This window comes from Pseudonocardia sp. NPDC049154 (genome assembly GCF_040648315.1).
Classification (GTDB): Bacteria; Actinomycetota; Actinomycetes; order Mycobacteriales; family Pseudonocardiaceae; genus Pseudonocardia.
The window spans coordinates 12,427-28,323 of sequence record NZ_JBEZDN010000103.1; the positions used below are offsets into that span (position 1 = coordinate 12,427).

The 15,897-nt window shown below is 73.2% G+C and carries 14 protein-coding genes; 6 read left to right on the plus strand and 8 right to left on the minus strand.

Annotated features, from left to right (window positions below):
• The first annotated feature begins 973 nt into the window (after window positions 1–973).
• On the plus strand, window positions 974–2,269 hold the full coding sequence (locus tag AB0B41_RS32865) for a GGDEF domain-containing protein (RefSeq protein WP_358210314.1): 1,296 nt from the start codon (window positions 974–976) through the stop codon (window positions 2,267–2,269).
• Here AB0B41_RS32865 and AB0B41_RS32870 read toward each other — a convergent pair.
• Both AB0B41_RS32870 and AB0B41_RS32875 read right to left on the minus strand, forming a co-directional pair.
• Complete coding sequence (locus tag AB0B41_RS32870) at window positions 2,266–2,469, minus strand: hypothetical protein (RefSeq protein ID WP_037046355.1); 204 nt, start codon at window positions 2,467–2,469, stop codon at window positions 2,266–2,268. The genes AB0B41_RS32865 and AB0B41_RS32870 overlap by 4 nt on opposite strands.
• Before the next feature lie 10 nt (window positions 2,470–2,479).
• Entirely contained in the window at window positions 2,480–5,116 is a 2,637-nt protein-coding gene (locus AB0B41_RS32875) for a bifunctional FO biosynthesis protein CofGH (protein ID WP_358210316.1), read from the minus strand.
• Window positions 5,117–5,217: 101 nt separating this feature from the next.
• Between AB0B41_RS32875 and AB0B41_RS32880 the strand changes: the two genes are divergently transcribed.
• Together AB0B41_RS32880 and AB0B41_RS32885 are read left to right on the plus strand one after the other, a co-directional pair.
• Window positions 5,218–6,045, plus strand: a complete 828-nt coding sequence (locus AB0B41_RS32880; RefSeq protein WP_358210290.1) for a PHB depolymerase family esterase — start codon at window positions 5,218–5,220, stop codon at window positions 6,043–6,045.
• A 207-nt stretch (window positions 6,046–6,252) separates the two neighbouring features.
• Window positions 6,253–6,741 carry a YbaK/EbsC family protein gene (locus AB0B41_RS32885; RefSeq protein ID WP_358210292.1) on the plus strand — a complete coding sequence of 163 codons (489 nt, stop codon included), beginning with the start codon at window positions 6,253–6,255 and terminating at the stop codon, window positions 6,739–6,741.
• A gap of 266 nt (window positions 6,742–7,007) precedes the next feature.
• Here AB0B41_RS32885 and AB0B41_RS32890 read toward each other — a convergent pair whose 3' ends face one another.
• The 3 genes from AB0B41_RS32890 to AB0B41_RS32900 are packed head-to-tail and all read right to left on the minus strand — an operon-like array spanning window position 7,008 to window position 8,975.
• Window positions 7,008–7,790 carry a protein kinase gene (locus AB0B41_RS32890; RefSeq protein ID WP_358210294.1) on the minus strand — a complete coding sequence of 261 codons (783 nt, stop codon included), beginning with the start codon at window positions 7,788–7,790 and terminating at the stop codon, window positions 7,008–7,010.
• The gene (locus tag AB0B41_RS32895) at window positions 7,787–8,587 is read right to left on the minus strand and encodes an exodeoxyribonuclease III (RefSeq protein ID WP_358210296.1); all 801 of its coding nucleotides are present in this window, start codon (window positions 8,585–8,587) and stop codon (window positions 7,787–7,789) included. The genes AB0B41_RS32890 and AB0B41_RS32895 overlap by 4 nt, the downstream gene beginning before the upstream one ends.
• Before the next feature lie 43 nt (window positions 8,588–8,630).
• Window positions 8,631–8,975: a hypothetical protein gene (locus AB0B41_RS32900; protein ID WP_037046347.1), complete on the minus strand. Its 345-nt coding sequence runs from the start codon at window positions 8,973–8,975 to the stop codon at window positions 8,631–8,633.
• 204 nt (window positions 8,976–9,179) lie between these two features.
• Here AB0B41_RS32900 and AB0B41_RS32905 point away from each other — a divergent pair, with 204 nt between their 5' ends.
• Entirely contained in the window at window positions 9,180–11,393 is a 2,214-nt protein-coding gene (locus AB0B41_RS32905) for an NADP-dependent isocitrate dehydrogenase (protein ID WP_358210299.1), read from the plus strand.
• 60 nt (window positions 11,394–11,453) lie between these two features.
• On the opposite strand, the gene AB0B41_RS32910 is transcribed toward AB0B41_RS32905, so the two are convergent.
• Window positions 11,454–12,770 carry a DUF2252 domain-containing protein gene (locus AB0B41_RS32910; RefSeq protein WP_358210301.1) on the minus strand — a complete coding sequence of 439 codons (1,317 nt, stop codon included), beginning with the start codon at window positions 12,768–12,770 and terminating at the stop codon, window positions 11,454–11,456.
• 9 nt (window positions 12,771–12,779) lie between these two features.
• The gene (locus tag AB0B41_RS32915) at window positions 12,780–13,415 is read right to left on the minus strand and encodes a DUF3017 domain-containing protein (RefSeq protein ID WP_358210303.1); all 636 of its coding nucleotides are present in this window, start codon (window positions 13,413–13,415) and stop codon (window positions 12,780–12,782) included.
• A 239-nt stretch (window positions 13,416–13,654) separates the two neighbouring features.
• Here AB0B41_RS32915 and AB0B41_RS32920 point away from each other — a divergent pair, with 239 nt between their 5' ends.
• Together AB0B41_RS32920 and AB0B41_RS32925 are read left to right on the plus strand one after the other, a co-directional pair.
• On the plus strand, window positions 13,655–14,299 hold the full coding sequence (locus AB0B41_RS32920) for a GPR1/FUN34/YaaH family transporter (protein ID WP_358210305.1): 645 nt from the start codon (window positions 13,655–13,657) through the stop codon (window positions 14,297–14,299).
• A gap of 339 nt (window positions 14,300–14,638) precedes the next feature.
• A complete protein-coding gene (locus AB0B41_RS32925) occupies window positions 14,639–15,295 on the plus strand; it encodes a GPR1/FUN34/YaaH family transporter (RefSeq protein ID WP_358210307.1) in 657 nt (218 codons plus the stop codon).
• Window positions 15,296–15,345: 50 nt separating this feature from the next.
• Here AB0B41_RS32925 and AB0B41_RS32930 read toward each other — a convergent pair.
• A partial coding sequence (locus AB0B41_RS32930) for an OB-fold nucleic acid binding domain-containing protein (RefSeq protein ID WP_358210309.1) occupies window positions 15,346–15,897 on the minus strand: 552 nt, incomplete at its 5' end.

The following is a 15,897-nucleotide window of genomic DNA, read 5'->3' on the forward strand; positions in this document are numbered from 1 at the left end:
ACGCACGTCAGGTCTCTTCTCCGCTGGTCAGGTCTCCGTCGGGCTCGCTGCTCACCAGGCGCGGTTACGCACGTCAGGTCTCCTTTCCGCTGATCAGGCTTCTGTCGAGCTTGCCGTCTCACCAGGCGCGGTTGCGCATCTCGAACTCCTCGTCTCGTCGGGTCTCGCTCGGGCGGTCTCACCAGGCGCGGTTACGCATGTCCGGCTCCTTCTCGCTGGTCAGGTCTCGGTCGGTGTTGCCGTCTCACCAGGCGCGGTTACGCACGTCCGGCCTCCTTCTCGCTGGTCAGGTCTCCGTCGGGCTCGCTGCTCACCAGGCGCGGTTGCGCATGTCGGGCCTCCCCCGGGCTCGTCGTCGGATCGGGTTGCTCACGTTTCGTGTGCTCTTGCTCACCAGGCGCGGTTGCGCATCGTGACTCCTCGGGTTGCAGGTCCGGACGTCCCGTCGGAGGCTCTCACCAGGCCGGATCGCGCCCGGGGCCCCTCCCGGCGTCACGGACGGACGGAGGGGACGGTTCATCACGGGGCAGGACCGGGAAGCCGACACGCGGGGACGGCTCGGGTCCCACCTCGCGCGATCGCGCACGGCGCCCTCCTCCCCGGCGCACCGACCGGCGGTAACGACCGCCGCCGCTCCGGCGATCAACCGGTGACCGGCGGTCCCGGACCGCGGCGGCCGGTGCGCTCCGACACTGCGGGCAACGACCGCCGGCGAAGGCGGGTACGCCCCGTCGCGGCGCGCCACCGCCCGGCCCGGGCCCGACGAGCCCACAGCGTGTGTCACCCAGAGTAGTCGAGACACGCGATTCGGTACCGTTTCGGGGCATCCGGATCGAGTGATCGTTTGACTACGCTCGGGGTCCGACATCACCAGTTTGGCTGGACAGGAGACTCTCTCGTGGCGCAGTCACCTCGACGGAGGTGCGGGATCACCCGTTGGGCCGTGTGGGCCCAGCCCACTCGGGTGATCGCGATGCTCGCCGTGGTGGAGACCCTGGCGTTGGTGCTCGTCGCCCTGTCCTGGGCCGCCCTTCGGCCCACCGTCGGTTCGGCCGTTCTCGCGCTCGTGCTGGCCGCGTCGGGCATCGTGCACACCGAGGTGGCCACCGGAGTCGAGCGCGCCCGCCGCCGGGTCGGCGAGAAGTCGTACACCGACCTCTCCACGATCTGGACGTTCGCCGCGGCGCTGCTCCTGCCGGCCGCGCTGGCCAGCGCCACGATCACGGTGATCTACACGTACCTGTGGTTCCGGGTGTGGAAACCGGCGCGGTTCCCGCTGTTCCGGCACACCTTCACCACGTCGACGGTGCTGCTCGCGGCGGTCGCCGCGCGGGAGGTCGTCGAGCGGACCGGCGGGTCGGAGGCCTGGTCCGCCGGCGTCGCGGGGCTGGCGGCGCTCGCCTGCGCCACGCTCGTCTACGCCGCGGTCAACTCGCTGCTCATCGCGCTGGCGGTGGCCACGAGCAACCCCGACGCCAAGCCCGCGGACCTGTTCGGCCACCTCGACGACGTGGCGGTCGAGGTCGCCACGCTCTGCCTCGGCGCCATGCTCGCGCTCACGCTCACCGTGTCCTGGTGGTTCGTGCTGTTCGCGTTCGTGCCGATCCTGGTGCTGCAGCGAGCGGTCATGTTCCGCGAGCTGGCCGACGCCGCGACCACGGACGGTAAGACGGGCCTGCTCACGGCCACGGCCTGGAACGCCCGCGCCGGCGAGGCGATGGTCCGGGCCCGGCGGGAGCGCACCAGCCTCGCGATGCTGGTGCTCGACCTGGACCACTTCAAGAAGGTCAACGACACCCACGGCCACCTCGCGGGCGACCGCGTGCTCGCCGCGGTGGCCGACGCCGTGCGCGCCGAGGTCCGGGGGGACGACCTGGTGGGCCGCTTCGGCGGCGAGGAGTTCGTCGTCCTGCTCCCCGGTCTCCCGGCGGGCCGCGCGGCCGCGGAGCTGCACGCCGTCGCGGAGCGGATCCGGCAGCGGGTGACCACGCTGATCGTCCCGGTCGACACGCCGGACGGGCCGCTCTCGATCCGCAACCTCAGCATCTCGGTGGGCGGCACGATGGTGCCCACGGCGCCCAGCACGACCGTCGAGCAGGCCATGGCCATCGCCGACCGCGCGCTCTACCGGGCCAAGGACTCGGGCCGCAACGCCGTGCGGATCGCCGACCACTCGCAGCACGGGGCCGCACCGCAGCTCGGCGCCCCGCAGAGCGACCGGGAGCCGGAGGCCGCCGAGGCCCCGCGCGCGGAGCCCGAGGCCTCCTAGTCGCCGTCCCCGTCGGCGGGGGCGTCCGCGGGCTCGCCCTCGACCGCCGTCCCCACGTCCTCGGCGCCACCGGCCCGGACCACGTGGACCACGCCGTTCTCGAGGTCGATCGGGCCCAGCCGGAACGTCTCGCCGTTGCCGGACTCGCCCGCCTCGTCGGAGATCTTCGGACCGGGGAACAGCTCGCCGAGGACACCCATGAGCGTCAGGCTACGCCGGGGTGAGGGGCAGCAGGGTCGGTCCGGCGTGGGCGGCCGGGGTCAGCTTCGCGACGGGCTCGCGGTAGGTCGTGCTCCGCTGGCGCACCGGGCGCCCGGCGGCCGCGGCGATCGCCGCCAGTTCCTCCACCGAGCGCTCCGAGCCGTTCTCGGAACCGGCCATGCGGGAGATCGTCTCCTCCATGAGCGTGCCGCCCATGTCGTCCGCCCCGCCGCGGAGGATGTCGGCGGCGAGGTCGTCGCCGAGCTTCACCCAGGAGCACTGGATGTGGTCGATCCGACCGTGGAGGGCCAGCCGCGCGAAGGCGTGCACCGCGCGGTTGTCCCGCTCGGTGGGCCCGGGCCGGGCGAGCCCGGCCAGGTAGATCGGCGCGTTGTGGTGCACGAACGGTAGCGGGACGAACTCGGTGAAGCCGCCCGTGCGGTCCTGGATCGAGGCGAGCGTGCGCAGGTGCCCCAGCCAGTGCCGCGGCTCGTCGACGTGCCCGTACATCATCGTCGACGACGACGGGATCCCCAGCTCGTGCGCCGTGGACACGACCTCCATCCACTGCGCAGCGGGCAGCTTGCCCTTGGTGAGGACCCATCGGACCTCGTCGTCGAGGATCTCGGCCGCGGTCCCGGGGATGGACCCGAGCCCGGCGGCCTTCAGCTCGGTGAGCCACTCGCGGATCGACACCCCGGCCTTCGACGCCGCGGACACGATCTCCATCGGCGAGAACGCGTGCACGTGCATCCCCGGCACGGCCTCGCGCACCGCCCGGACCAGGTCGGCGTAGAAGGTCACCGGCAGCTGCGGGTCGATCCCGCCCTGCACGCACACCTCCGTGGCCCCGTCCCGGGCGGCCTCGACCGCGCGGGAGGCGATCTCGGGCAGGGAGAGCCGGTAGGCGTCGGCGTCGCGCTCGCGCTGCGCGAAGGCGCAGAACCGGCAGCCGACGTAACAGACGTTGGAGAAGTTGATGTTGCGGTTGACGACGTAGGTGACCTCGTCGCCGTTGACCTGCCGCCGGACGTCGTCGGCGAGCCGGGCCAGCTCCTCCAGCGCCGGGCCCTCGGCGGTCAGCACCGCCATGGCCGCGGCCTCGTTGGCCGGGTCGAGCAGCCCCGCCGGGTTCGACGCGGCCAGGTCCAGCCCCGCACGGACGTCGCCCGTCAGCCGCGCGGGAACGGATGCCGCCGCGCGGGAACGCTGGGCCGCGAGCTCGTCCCGCAGCTCGTCCCAGTCGCCGTAGACGGACGCGAAGTCCCCGCGGCGGTCCTCCGTGCGGCCGGTCGTGTCGATGGTGCTGTGCAGGTCGGTGCGGCCGGTCGACTCGAACCCGCCGTCGGGCTCCTGCCACGGCCGCCCCTCGACGACGGCCTGCTCGTCCGCCAGCCCGGTCTCCGGGTCGGCGAGCGCCGCGACGTGCGCGTGCAGCCGGGTGTCGATCCACGGCGAGCCGGCCAGCACGTACTTCGGGTAGGCCGTGAGTCGCTCCCGGAGCGTGAAGCCCGACTCGGCCGAGCGCGCCGCGAGCTCCTCGATGACCGGCCACGGCCGCTCGGGGTTCACGTGGTCCGGCGTGACGGGCGAGACGCCGCCCCAGTCGTCGATCCCGGCCCGCAGCATCAGGGCGAACTCCTCGCCGACCAGGTTCGGTGGGGCCTGCACACGCATCTTCGGGCCCAGCACCAGCCTGGTCACCGCGATCGTCGCGGCGAGCTCCTCGAGGTCGGCGTCGGGGTCGTTGGCCATCGCCGTGTCGGGCTTGGCCCGGAAGTTCTGCACGATGACTTCCTGGACGTGCCCGTGCGCCCGCGCCGCCGAGCGGATCGCGAAGATCGAGTCCGCGCGCTCGGCGCGGGTCTCCCCGATCCCGATCAGGATGCCGGTCGTGAACGGCACGCCCACGCGTCCGGCATCGGTCAGCGCCCGCAGGCGGACGGCCGGCTCCTTGTCCGGGCTGCCGTAGTGCGGGCCGCCCTTCTCCGACCAGAGCCGGGTCGCCGTCGTCTCCAGCATCATGCCCATGGACGGGGCGACCGGCTTGAGCCGCGTGAGCTCCTCCCACGACAGCACGCCGGGGTTGAGGTGGGGCAGCAGGCCGGTCTCCTCGAGCACCGCGATCGCACATGCCCGGACGTAGTCCAGGGTCGAGTCGTAGCCGCGCTCGTCGAGCCACTCCCGCGCCGCCGGCCATCGGTCCTCGGGCCGGTCCCCGAGCGTGAACAGGGCCTCCTTGCAGCCCTGCGCGGCGCCGGCCCGCGCGATCTCCAGCACCTCGTCGCGCTCGAGGAACGCCGCGGGGACCCGGTGCGGGACCGTCGCGAAGGTGCAGTAGTGGCAGCGGTCCCGGCACAGCCGGGTCAGCGGGATGAAGACCTTCCGCGAGTACGTGACCACGCCGGGGCGGCCTGCGTCGACCAGGCCGGCGTCCCGCACGGTCGACGCGGCGGCGAGCAACGCGTCGAGCTGCTCGCCGCGCGCGGCCAGGAGGACCGCCGCCTCGGTCACGTCCAGCACGGCGCCGTCGCGCGCCCGGCGCAGGGCGCGGCGCACGGCGGACTCCGACGGGGCGGGTTCGACGGGGCGGGCGGGAACGGCGGGGTTCTCCGGCGTGTCGGCGGGCACGGGCTCGGGGAGCATCTCGGCCATCCCCCCACACTATGTCCGCGCCGCGCCCCCGGTCGACCTGCGAGATCATCACAGGACCGGCCGGGAATACCGCGGGGACCTATCCTCGGCGCGTGCGCCTCCGTGCCGGCGTCGTCGTGCTGCTCGCCGTACTGGCGGCGGCGTGTGCCGACGTCCCGGCGGCCGACGGCACCGTCACCCTCGCCACGCCCCAGGGCGACCGCACCACGCTCGTCCACCATCCGGCGTCCGCCGGGCCCGGGGCGCCGCTCGTGCTCGTGCTGCACGGCGCGACCGGGACCGCCGAGGGCATGCGCTCCCTGACCGGATGGGACGAGCTGGCCGAGCGGGAGGGCGTGGTCGTCGCGTACCCGCAGGGCCTCGACCGGACGTGGAACGCGGGCGCCTGCTGCGGGAGCTCGGCCGCCCACGGCGTCGACGACGTCGGCTACCTGCACGAACTCGCCGCCACGCTCATCGAACGGGAGGGCACCGACCCGCGGCGGGTGTACGCCGTCGGGTTCTCCAACGGCGCCATGCTCAGCTACGCCTGGGCCTGCGCCCGGCCGGGCGACCTGGCCGGGATCGGGCCCGTCGCCGGGGCCCTCACGGTGCCGTGCCCGGAGCCCGCGCCGGTGCGGGTCGCTGCGGTGGCCGGGACGGCGGATCCGCGGGTGCCGATCGGCGGGAGGCCGGGCCGGGCTTCGCTCGACGCCACGCTGGCCCCGTTCCTCGCCGCCGCCTCCTGCGCGGACCCGGCGACGGCCGTGAACGGGCCCGCGACCGTCACGCGCTGGTCGTGTGCGGACGGCCGGACCGTGGTGCGGGACGTCCTCGCCGGCCGGGACCACGCCTGGGCCGCCCCGCCCTCCGGCCCGGGCACCAGCACCGACCCCGCCGACGCCACGGGGTGGGTGTGGGCCCAACTCTCGGCCCCCTGAAGCTTCGTCCCCCGCGAGTCGGCACTTCCAGCACCGCGAGTCGGGAGATCCGGCACCGCGAGTCGCGCTCTGCACCCCGCGAGTCGCGCCGTCGCCCGCCCCCGCGAGTCGCGCTCTGCACCCCCGCGAGTCGGGAGATCCGGCACCGCGAGTCGGGAGTTCCGAATCCGGGTGCCGGCTCGGCGAGGGCCGTGCTGGAATGCGGCCATGCCCGCGCAGGACCACCCCAAGGTGCAGAAGGTGATCGCGGCGCTGCGTGAGGGCGGCGCCGCGGAGGAGCACGTCGAGCGCATGCAGGTGCTGCCCGACGCGGTCACCACGGCCGCTGCGGCTGCCGAGGCCCTCGGCGTCGAGGTCGGTGCGATCGCGAACTCGCTGGTGTTCGACGCCGACGGCGAACCGCTCCTCGTTCTCACCTCCGGCGCGCACCGCGTCGACACGGCGAAGGCCGCTGAGCTCGTCGGCGCGTCGGCGGTACGCCGTGCCAAGCCGGACTTCGTGGCGACGGCGACCGGCCAGGCCATCGGCGGGATCGCGCCCGTCGGGCACCCGGCGCCGCTGCGCACCCTCGTGGACCGCGCGCTCGAGGCCTACGAGGAGGTCTGGGCCGCGGGCGGCATCGCCCACGCGGTCTTCCCGACGACCTTCGCCGAGCTCGTCGCGGTCACGGGCGGCACCCCCACCGACGTCGCCTGAGCCGGGCTCCTCCGTAGCTCCCGACTCGCGGTCCCGGACCTCCCGACTCGCGGAGGGCCACGGCGCGACTCGCGGGCGGTCACAGCGCGACTCGCGGGAGCGCAGAGCGCAACTCGCGGTCTAGCGAAACTGCCGACTCGCGGTGCCAGAACTCCCGACTCGCGGCGCCGGAACTCCCGACTCGCGGTGCCGGAACTCCCGACTCGCGCTACCGAAAGTGCCGGCTTGCGGGGCTGGTCGGGTCGGGTCGGGGGCGGGTTCTCCGGTCAGGGGCGGAGGCGTTCCCAGATCTTCCACCACGAACGCCCGGAGGTGCCGGGGGGATGGCCGTTGCGGCCGAGCATCGCCAGCGCCTCGCCGGCGGTGGGTCTCGCCGCCGGGTCGTCCGCGCGCAGGGCTGTGACCAGCGACGACAGCGGTTCCTCGGTCGCCCCGGCGAAGGCCAGGGTGGCGCCGAGCCCCCACATGTCCGCCGCGGCCGTCGCGGATCCGCCCGCCGCCCGCTCCGGCGCGACGACGCCGTGCGGACCCAGTTGGTCCCGCACCGGCACCCCGGCCTCCTCGGCCGGCAGCGCGAGCCCGACGTCGGCGAGCGCGACCCGCCCGTCGTCGCCCAGCACGACCGCGCCGGGCCGGACGGCGCCGTGCACGAGCTGCCGGTGGTGCGCGGCGCGCAGCGTGCGCAGCAGCGCCCGGGCCATGTCGAGCGCGTCGTGGGCGGCGAGCGGACCGCCGGAGGCGACGTGGTCGCTCAGCCGCGTCCCGACGACGAGCTCCGTGACCACGTGGTCGATCCCGCAGTCGGACAGGACGTCGTGCACCGCGAGCAGCCCCGGGTCGGCGAGCGCGCCGACCCGCCGCGCCTCGCGGAGCAGGTGCTCGCGGAACCGCGCGTGCTCGGCGGGGGTCATGTCGGGGACGTGCAGCTCCTGCACCGCGAGGTAGCGCCCGGTCAACCGGTCCTCGGCCCGCCAGACCGGGCCGAGCAGCCCGGCGCCCAGCCCGTCGAGGACGACGTAGCGCCCCCCGATCATCCGGCTCGGGATCACGGCGGCCCGAACCTCACGGTCACCGGGGCGTGGTCCGACCAGCGCGTGTCGTAGCTCGGGGCCCGCTCGACGACGGCGTGCTCGGCCCGGGCGGCGAGCCCGGCGGTGGCGAGGACGTGGTCGATGCGCCAGCCGGCGTCGTTGTCGAAGGCGCGGCCGCGGTAGGACCACCACGTGTAGGGGCCGTCGATGCCCGGGTGCACGGCGCGCACCACGTCCGTCCAACCGCTCGCGCACAGCGTGGTGATCCACTCGCGCTCGTGCGGGAGGAACCCGGAGTGGGCGAGGTTGCCCTTCCAGTTCCGGATGTCGGCCTCGGTGGGCGCGATGTTGAAGTCCCCGGCGACGACCATCTCCCGGCCGTCCGCCAGCGCCTTCTCCCGGCGTTCGGCGAGGTGCGCGGCGAAGGCGGCGAGGAAGCGGTCCTTCTCCTCCTGCTTCGGCGTGCCGGCACTGCCCTTGGGCAGGTAGAGCGAGGCGACGGTCAGCTCGGGCAGGTCGACCTCGACGTAGCGGCCGGCGCCCGCGAACTCGGCGGCGCCGATCCCGGTCCGGACCGCCTCGGGCGCCTCCCGGCTCAGCACGGCCACGCCGTTGCGGCCCTTGGCGGCGGCGGGCTCGAGGGTCAGGTGCCACCCGGCGGCCGCGGCGAGGAACCCGGCCGGCAGGTCGACGGGCAGCGCGCGCGTCTCCTGCAGGCACACGACGTCCGCCTCGGTCCCGGCGAGCCAGTCCAGGAACCCCTTGGTCGACGCGGCCCGCACGCCGTTGACGTTCACGGAGCTGACGGTCGGCACGCCTAGAGCTTCCCGCAGCGCGCCCGGACATGCGTGACGGGTGTCAGCACGTGCTCCCCGCGGTCGCGGCCAGCCGCTCGTTGACGGCCCACCGGTTGTCGCCGACGAGCTTGCGGAAGCCGTTCTCGATGACCCCGCGCTCGGCGTCGACCAGCTGGCCGGCGCGCAGGGTGTCGACGGGTTCGAACTGGGTGCTGGCGCTGCGGTAGACGTCGAGCGGCGCGCTGCCCTGCACCTCCATCACGCATCCGGTCTCACCGGTGGTGCCGGTGCCGCGGAACACGAGCGCGATCACCGCGAGCAGGGTGCCGGCGATCAGCACGAACGCCCAGCCCTTGAAGGACGACGCCTCCAGCTTGGGCACCTTGATCTTCGGCCCCAGCGCCATGACCCCTCCCCGTGACGACCCTCGGGCTCACCGTAGCGGAGCGGACCGCCCTCCCGGGGGTGTGACGTGCACCGTCGCGGGCATCCGGCACCGACCTCGGCACGCACCAGGACAGGCGTACGGGATAGCGTGTCGGGCGGGGAGCGGCGTGCTCCTGTCGTACGGAGCCCACCAGGCGACACGTTTGCGAGGCGCGAAGCAGCGATGAAGGTCATCTACACCTATACGGACGAGGCGCCGGCCCTGGCCACGCACTCCTTCCTGCCGGTCATCGAGGCCTACGCCGGCAAGGCCGGGATCGACGTCGAGACCCGCGACATCTCCCTGGCCGGCCGCATCCTCGCGCAGTTCCCGGACCGGCTGACCGACGCCCAGCGGGTCCCCGACGCGCTGGCCGAGCTCGGCGAGCTGGCCAAGACGCCCGAGGCCAACATCATCAAGCTGCCGAACATCTCGGCCTCGATCCCGCAGCTCAAGGCGGCGATCAAGGAGCTGCAGGCCGCCGGCTACGCGGTGCCGGACTACCCGGAGAACCCGCAGACGGACGAGGAGAAGGCCGCCCGCGCCGCCTACGACGCCGTCAAGGGCTCCGCGGTCAACCCGGTGCTGCGCGAGGGCAACTCGGACCGCCGCGCGCCCGCCTCGGTCAAGGGCTTCGCCAAGAAGCACCCGCACTCGATGGGCGCCTGGTCGAAGGACTCGAAGTCGCACGTCGCGACCATGTCCGACGGGGACTTCCGGCACTCCGAGAAGTCGGTGACCCTCCCGGCCGGAACCACCCTGTCGATCGAGCACACCGCCGCGGACGGCAGCACGACCGTCCTCAAGGAGGGCCTGAAGGTCCTCGAGGGCGAGGTCGTCGACGCCGCGGTGATGAGCGCGTCGGCGCTCAACGCCTTCCTGGCCGAGCAGGTCGCCGACGCCGCCGACAAGGGCGTGCTGTTCTCGGTGCACCTCAAGGCCACGATGATGAAGGTGTCCGACCCGATCCTGTTCGGGCACGCCGTGCGGGCCTACTTCAAGAACGTCTTCGCGCAGTTCGGCGAGGACCTCGCGTCGGTCGGGGCGAACCCCAACGACGGCCTCGCCTCCATCCTCACCGCGCTGGAGAAGCTCCCCGCGGACAAGAAGAAGGCGATCGAGGACGCGATCTCCGCCGGCTACACCTCCGGGCCGCGGCTGGCGATGGTCGACTCCTCGCGCGGGATCACCAACCTGCACGTGCCGTCGGACGTGATCATCGACGCGTCGATGCCGGCCGCGATCCGCTCGTCGGGCCAGATGTGGAACGCCGACGACGCCCAGCAGGACACCAAGTTCGTCATCCCGGACTCGTCCTACGCCCCGCTCTACGCCGAGACCGTCGACTTCTGCCGGGAGAACGGCGCCTTCGACCCGACGACCATGGGCACCACCCCGAACGTGGGCCTCATGGCGCAGAAGGCCGAGGAGTACGGCTCGCACGACAAGACCTTCGAGATCCCGGCCGCCGGCACCGTCCGCGTCCTCGACGCCGACGGGACGGTCCTGCTCGAGCACGAGGTCGAGGCCGGCGACATCTGGCGCGCCTGCCAGACCAAGGACGCGCCGATCCGCAACTGGGTCGAGCTGGCCGTCTCGCGGGCCCGCGCCACCGGCTGGCCGGCGGTGTTCTGGCTGGACGAGACCCGCGCGCACGACGCCGAGCTGATCAAGAAGGTCAAGTCGCAGCTCGCCGAGCTCGACACCGACGGCCTGACGATCGAGATCCTCCCGGTCGCCGAGGCCACCCGCTACACCCTCAAGCGCGCCAAGGCGGGCGAGGACACGATCTCGGTCACCGGCAACGTGCTGCGCGACTACCTCACCGACCTCTTCCCGATCCTCGAGCTCGGCACCAGCGCGAAGATGCTCTCGATCGTCCCGCTGATGAACGGCGGCGGCCTGTTCGAGACCGGCGCCGGCGGCTCCGCCCCGAAGCACGTGCAGCAGCTGGTCAAGGAGAACCACCTGCGGTGGGACTCGCTCGGCGAGTTCCTCGCCCTGGCCGTCTCGCTCGAGTTCCTGGCCGACGCCACGGACAACGCCCGGGCCCGCGTGCTCGGCAAGACGCTCGACGCGGCCACCGGCACGCTGCTCGAGACCGGCAAGTCGCCGTCGCGCAAGGTGGGCGAGCTGGACAACCGCGGTTCGCACTTCTACGTGGCGCTGTACTGGGCGCAGGAGCTGGCGCGGCAGACCGAGGACGCCGACCTCGCCGCGATCTTCGCGCCGCTGGCAGAGAAGCTGGCCGCCGCCGAGGAGACCATCGTCGGCGAGCTCAACGGCGTGCAGGGTGAGCCGGTCGACCTGGGCGGCTACTACTACGTCGACAAGACCAAGACGGACTCGGTCATGAAGCCGAGCAGCACCCTGAACGAGGCGCTCGCGAGCTTCTGAGTTCCTTGCCCGAACGGCCCTGTCGTGCGGTAGGTCCGCACGACAGGGCCGTTCGTGCATTCAGGTGCTGGCGACGCCGGGGATGCGCCCGTCGCGGAACGCATCGACGAAGCGCCCGTGGTCCTCGCGGACCTGCGCGGCGTAGGAGTGGGCGAAGTCGGTGACCCAGCCGACGAACTCGTCCTCCCTGCCTCCGACCACGTCGGTGATCGCCTCCTCCGTCTGGAAGTCGACGATCGAGTCGTCGGCGTCCGAGTCCGCGACGCAGTGCACCTTGGCGGTCGCCCGGCCGAGGTACTCCACGACCGGCCCGATCTGGTCGGGTTCGGTCAGGTCGGACCAGTCCAGGTCGGACTCGTACGGCGAGATCTCGCTGACGACGAAACCCACGCCGTCGAGGTCGGTCCACCCGAGGTGCCGGTCGGCGTGGGCCTGCAGGGCGCGCTGCGAGAGCACGGTGCGGTGCCCGTGGTGGTGGAAGACCGAGGCGACCTCCGACTCCGGCACCACCCGCGACGGTGCGGCCACGTTGCCCTGCTTCATCGACAGGACGACGTCGTTGTCCAACGCCTGGTTGTAGCCCTCGACCAGCACCGTGTACGCGGGCAGGCCCGCCGAGCCGATCCCGAAGCCGGACTTCCCGGCGACGTCCTTGATCGTGTAGGTGACGCCGGAGTCCCGCTTCGACTCGGGGATGGTGTCGAGGTAGCGCTCGAAGGCCTCGCACACCCGCTCGCGCTCACCGTCGTCGAGCCGGCGGATCCCGGGACCGTGTCGCAGGGCCCGGTCGAAGCCCTCGGTCTCGGTGATCGAGTCGAGCAGGGCCACACGGGTGCTGAGCTTCGCCCGCAGCAGCGCCTCCTGCACCGGCCCGTCGCAGGTGTCGAGTCGCAGGGAGAAGCTGCGGTCGTCGTCGACGTCGGTGAACGCGCGGACCTGGTCGAGGTAGGCCCGGGCGTAGCGGCCGACCAGCTCGGTGATGTCGTCGTCGGGGATCGCCTTGCGCCAGCACAGCAGCGCGAGGCTGGCGGCGAAGCGGGTGACGTCCCAGGTGAAGTGGCCGATGTAGGCCTCGTCGAAGTCGTTGACGTCGAAGATCAGCCGGCCGTCGCCGTCCATGTAGGTGCCGAAGTTCTCGGCGTGCAGGTCGCCCTGGATCCAGATCCGGCCGGTCCGCTCGTCCGCCCACGGGTCCTCGCGCTCGGCGGCGTCGGCGTAGAACAGGCAGGCGCTGCCGCGGTAGAAGGCGAACGGGTCCGCCGCCATCTTCCGGAACTTCGCGCGGAAGGCCGCCGGATCGGCCGCCATGAGGTCGGAGAACGCGTCGACGAGTGTGTCGACGATCCGCTCGGTCCGGTCCGTCTCCCGAGGTGACATGGCGGAAACCTAGCCCACGGTCAGCGATCCCCGGGTGATCGTGAGCGCGAGCAGGAGCACGGCGATGCCGAACACCGTGTAGCAGACGACGTCGACGACCCGGCCGCGGATCGCCAGCAGCCCGGCGCGCGCGGGCGGGAGCACGCCGCGCAGCAGGGCCGCGACCAGCAGGGACCCGCCGAGCAGCGCGGAGCCCTGGCGCCAGTGCTCGGTGAGCACCTGGACCATGCCGCCCAGCGCGATCAGCAGCACCAGCAGCAGCGCACCGTGGACCTCGAGCCAGCCGCGGACACCCCTGCGCTCGTGGACGGCCGGCGGCGGGGCCGCCGGGACCGGGGCGCTCGGTTCCGGGGTGCCCGGGTGCGGGGCGGGCGGCGGGAGCGGACCGACGCGCGTGGGGCCGGGCTGCGGCGGACCGGCCTGCGGGCGGCCGGGCTGCGGACGGCCGGACTGCGACAGTCCGGGCTGCGGACGAGCGGACTGCGACGGGCCGGGCTGCGGTGGGCCCGGCTGCGACGGGGCGGGTTGCGGCGCGGCGGGCTGCGGCGGGGCCGCGTGCGGCGGGCCGGGTTCCGGCCGGCGGAGCGGGGCGGTCGGCTCGTCGCCGCTCGGCAGGTCACCCCGCAGATGGTCGCCGCCGCTCACGTCCGCCATCCTCGCAGAGGCCGCCCGCGCCGGGTCCCACCCGGCCGGTGCACAACCCGCGTCACCCCTTCGTGGCCCGCCCCGACGGTCAGCTGACCTGCCCGTACCCGTGTTGCGTCGCGAAAGTCGAGGTCGCGATCCGTCCTTTCGTAGGGTCCGCCGCCGCTGTGACCCCGCGCACAATCGCACCGCCGGCGTCCACGGACTCCCCTGCCGGCTTACTCGACGAGGAGCACTTCATGAGCGTGGAAAGCGACGTGCAGGCAGGGGCGCATGCCGCTGCCGAGCCGCAGGCGGCCGCTGCCCCGGCGCCCAACCCGGCCCTGCTCGGCCTGATCACCTTCCTGCCCTCCGGGATCACCCTGGGCCTCTGGTTCCTCGGGTACCTGGACACCGCCACCCTGCCGGGCGGCATGATCCCGATCGTCTCGCTCTCCGCGGGGCTCTTCCTGCTGATCGCCTCGGTGTGGGCGGCCCGGGTGGCCGCCAACGCGGTGTCGGCGATCTTCGGCGTGTTCTCCGCCTTCTGGCTCAGCTTCGGCCTGCTGCTCACCGGGCTCACCAGCGGCTGGTGGGGCGTGACCGACGCCGCCGGCGTGGCCAGCGTGCAGCGGACCTATCTGCTGTCCTTCACCCTGGTGTTCATCCTGCTCACGCTGGCGACGCTGCGCCTGCCGCTGGCCTTCACGGCCGGCTTCGTGTTCGTGGACATCACCTTTGTGCTCGCGTTCCTGGGCGTGAGCACCGGCAACACCGGTCTCTTCCCGATCGCCGGGATCACCACCCTGGTCTTCTGCGCGATCTTCGCCTACATCCTGTTCGACGGCTTCACCCAGGACCTGGGCGGCCGTCCGATGCCGATGGGCAACGCGCTGGTGAAGTGACGCGGGCGGTGCGCCTGCCGCACCGTCGCGCGACCGGGCCCGGACGCCTCACCCCGAGGCGCCCGGGCCCCGCTCGTTCCCGCCCCGTCTCCGGGACGCCATCTCGTGCGTCTCCTGACGTGATCCTGCGGCGCCGTGTCCGGACCGTGTCCCGGCCGTGTCCGCGCCGTGTCCATTCTCGCCGGTTCCCACAGCTCCGCCGCAGCTCAGAGGCCTGCTGTGTCAGATTGAGAAACCATGTCGGACCGATGTGGACGTCAATATGTGTGACGGAGCACACTCCTCGCCCGCGCCGGTGGACGCTCCGCGCCCGGATGCCCCACCAGTCTGGAGCGTGACATGAGCACTGAGCACGGACTGTCCGAACCCGCCCTCGACCCGGCGGGCGCCGCCGGCCCCGCGGCGCCCGCCGCCCCGCCCGCACCGACCGGCAACCCCGCCCTGCTCGGGCTGCCCGCCTTCCTCGTCGGCGGGATCGGGTTGACGCTGTACCTGTTCGGGTACCTGCCCGCGGCCGCCGTGGGCACCCTCGTCCCGATGACGCTCCTGGTCTCCGGCCTGGGCCTCCTGGTCGCCGGCGTCTGGGCGATCCGAATCGGACAGGGCGCGGTCGGCGCGATCTTCACGGTGTTCGCGACCTTCTGGCTGAGCTACGGCTACCTCGTGCTCTCGCTGGTCAACGACTGGCTGAAGATCCCGGCGGAGAACGCCGCCGCCGCGCAGGCGACGTTCCTCATCGCCTGGCTCGCGGTGTTCGCGGTGCTCACCCTGGCCACGCTGCGCCTGCCGCTGGCCTTCACCACCCTGTTCGCGCTGGTCACGATCACAGTGGCGTTGGTGCTCACGGCCACGCTGAACGGCTCGACCGGCCTGCTCACCATCGCCGGGATCACCGCGGCGCTGTTCTGCCTCACCGCCGTGTACATCTTCGTCGACGGCATGACGCAGGAGCTGGGCGGACGAGCCCGGCCGATGGGCGCGCCGCTGGTGCGCTGAACAGCCGAACCGCCGAACCCGAGGCCTCGCGGGGCTTCCGGTGGGACCGCTCACCGGAAGTCCCGCGACTTCACCGCCACCTTCAGCGGCAACCGCTGCAACCGGTCCGCGACCAGGTTGAGCACGCCCTCGGGGCTGCGCTCCAGCCGGCCACGGACCAGCAGCGCCGCACTGCCCAGCGCGACGGTGCGGTACCGCGCCCACAGCCCCTCCGAGCAGGTGACGTTGAGCATCCCGCTCTCGTCCTCCAGGTTCACGAACGTGACCCCGCGGGCCGTCGCCGGCCGCTGCCGGTGCGTGACCAGGCCACCGACCAGCACCCGTGGCGGGGGGTTGTCCGGGTCGAACGGATCGCCCAGGTCCGCCCGCTCCCCGGCGCCCGCCCTCCGGGCCACCTCGTCCAGCCGGTCGATCCGGACCGCGCCCAGCCCCTCGAGCTCCGTGCGCAGGTGCTGCAGCGGATGGCTGTCCGGCGAGACCCCGGTGGCCCAGACGTCCGCCACGGTCTCCTCCACCTCCGTCATCCCCGGCAGCGCGGGCGCCGCCAGGCGGGGGCCGGGTCGCCGGCGAACTCGGCGTAGTCGGCGAGGAATCGTCGTGCC

Excerpts from the sequence above, each read along its gene's own strand:
- AB0B41_RS32875 (WP_358210316.1), bottom strand. The coding sequence starts at position 5,116 with ATGCTCCCCGAGCCCGTGCCCGCCGACACGCCGGAGAACCCCGCCGTT.
- AB0B41_RS32925 (WP_358210307.1), top strand. The coding sequence starts at position 14,639 with ATGAGCACTGAGCACGGACTGTCCGAACCCGCCCTCGACCCGGCGGGC.
- AB0B41_RS32870 (WP_037046355.1), bottom strand. The coding sequence starts at position 2,469 with ATGGGTGTCCTCGGCGAGCTGTTCCCCGGTCCGAAGATCTCCGACGAG.
- AB0B41_RS32920 (WP_358210305.1), top strand. The coding sequence starts at position 13,655 with ATGAGCGTGGAAAGCGACGTGCAGGCAGGGGCGCATGCCGCTGCCGAG.
- AB0B41_RS32865 (WP_358210314.1), top strand. The coding sequence starts at position 974 with ATGCTCGCCGTGGTGGAGACCCTGGCGTTGGTGCTCGTCGCCCTGTCC.
- AB0B41_RS32900 (WP_037046347.1), bottom strand. The coding sequence starts at position 8,975 with ATGGCGCTGGGGCCGAAGATCAAGGTGCCCAAGCTGGAGGCGTCGTCC.
- AB0B41_RS32910 (WP_358210301.1), bottom strand. The coding sequence starts at position 12,770 with ATGTCACCTCGGGAGACGGACCGGACCGAGCGGATCGTCGACACACTC.
- AB0B41_RS32885 (WP_358210292.1), top strand. The coding sequence starts at position 6,253 with ATGCCCGCGCAGGACCACCCCAAGGTGCAGAAGGTGATCGCGGCGCTG.
- AB0B41_RS32905 (WP_358210299.1), top strand. The coding sequence starts at position 9,180 with ATGAAGGTCATCTACACCTATACGGACGAGGCGCCGGCCCTGGCCACG.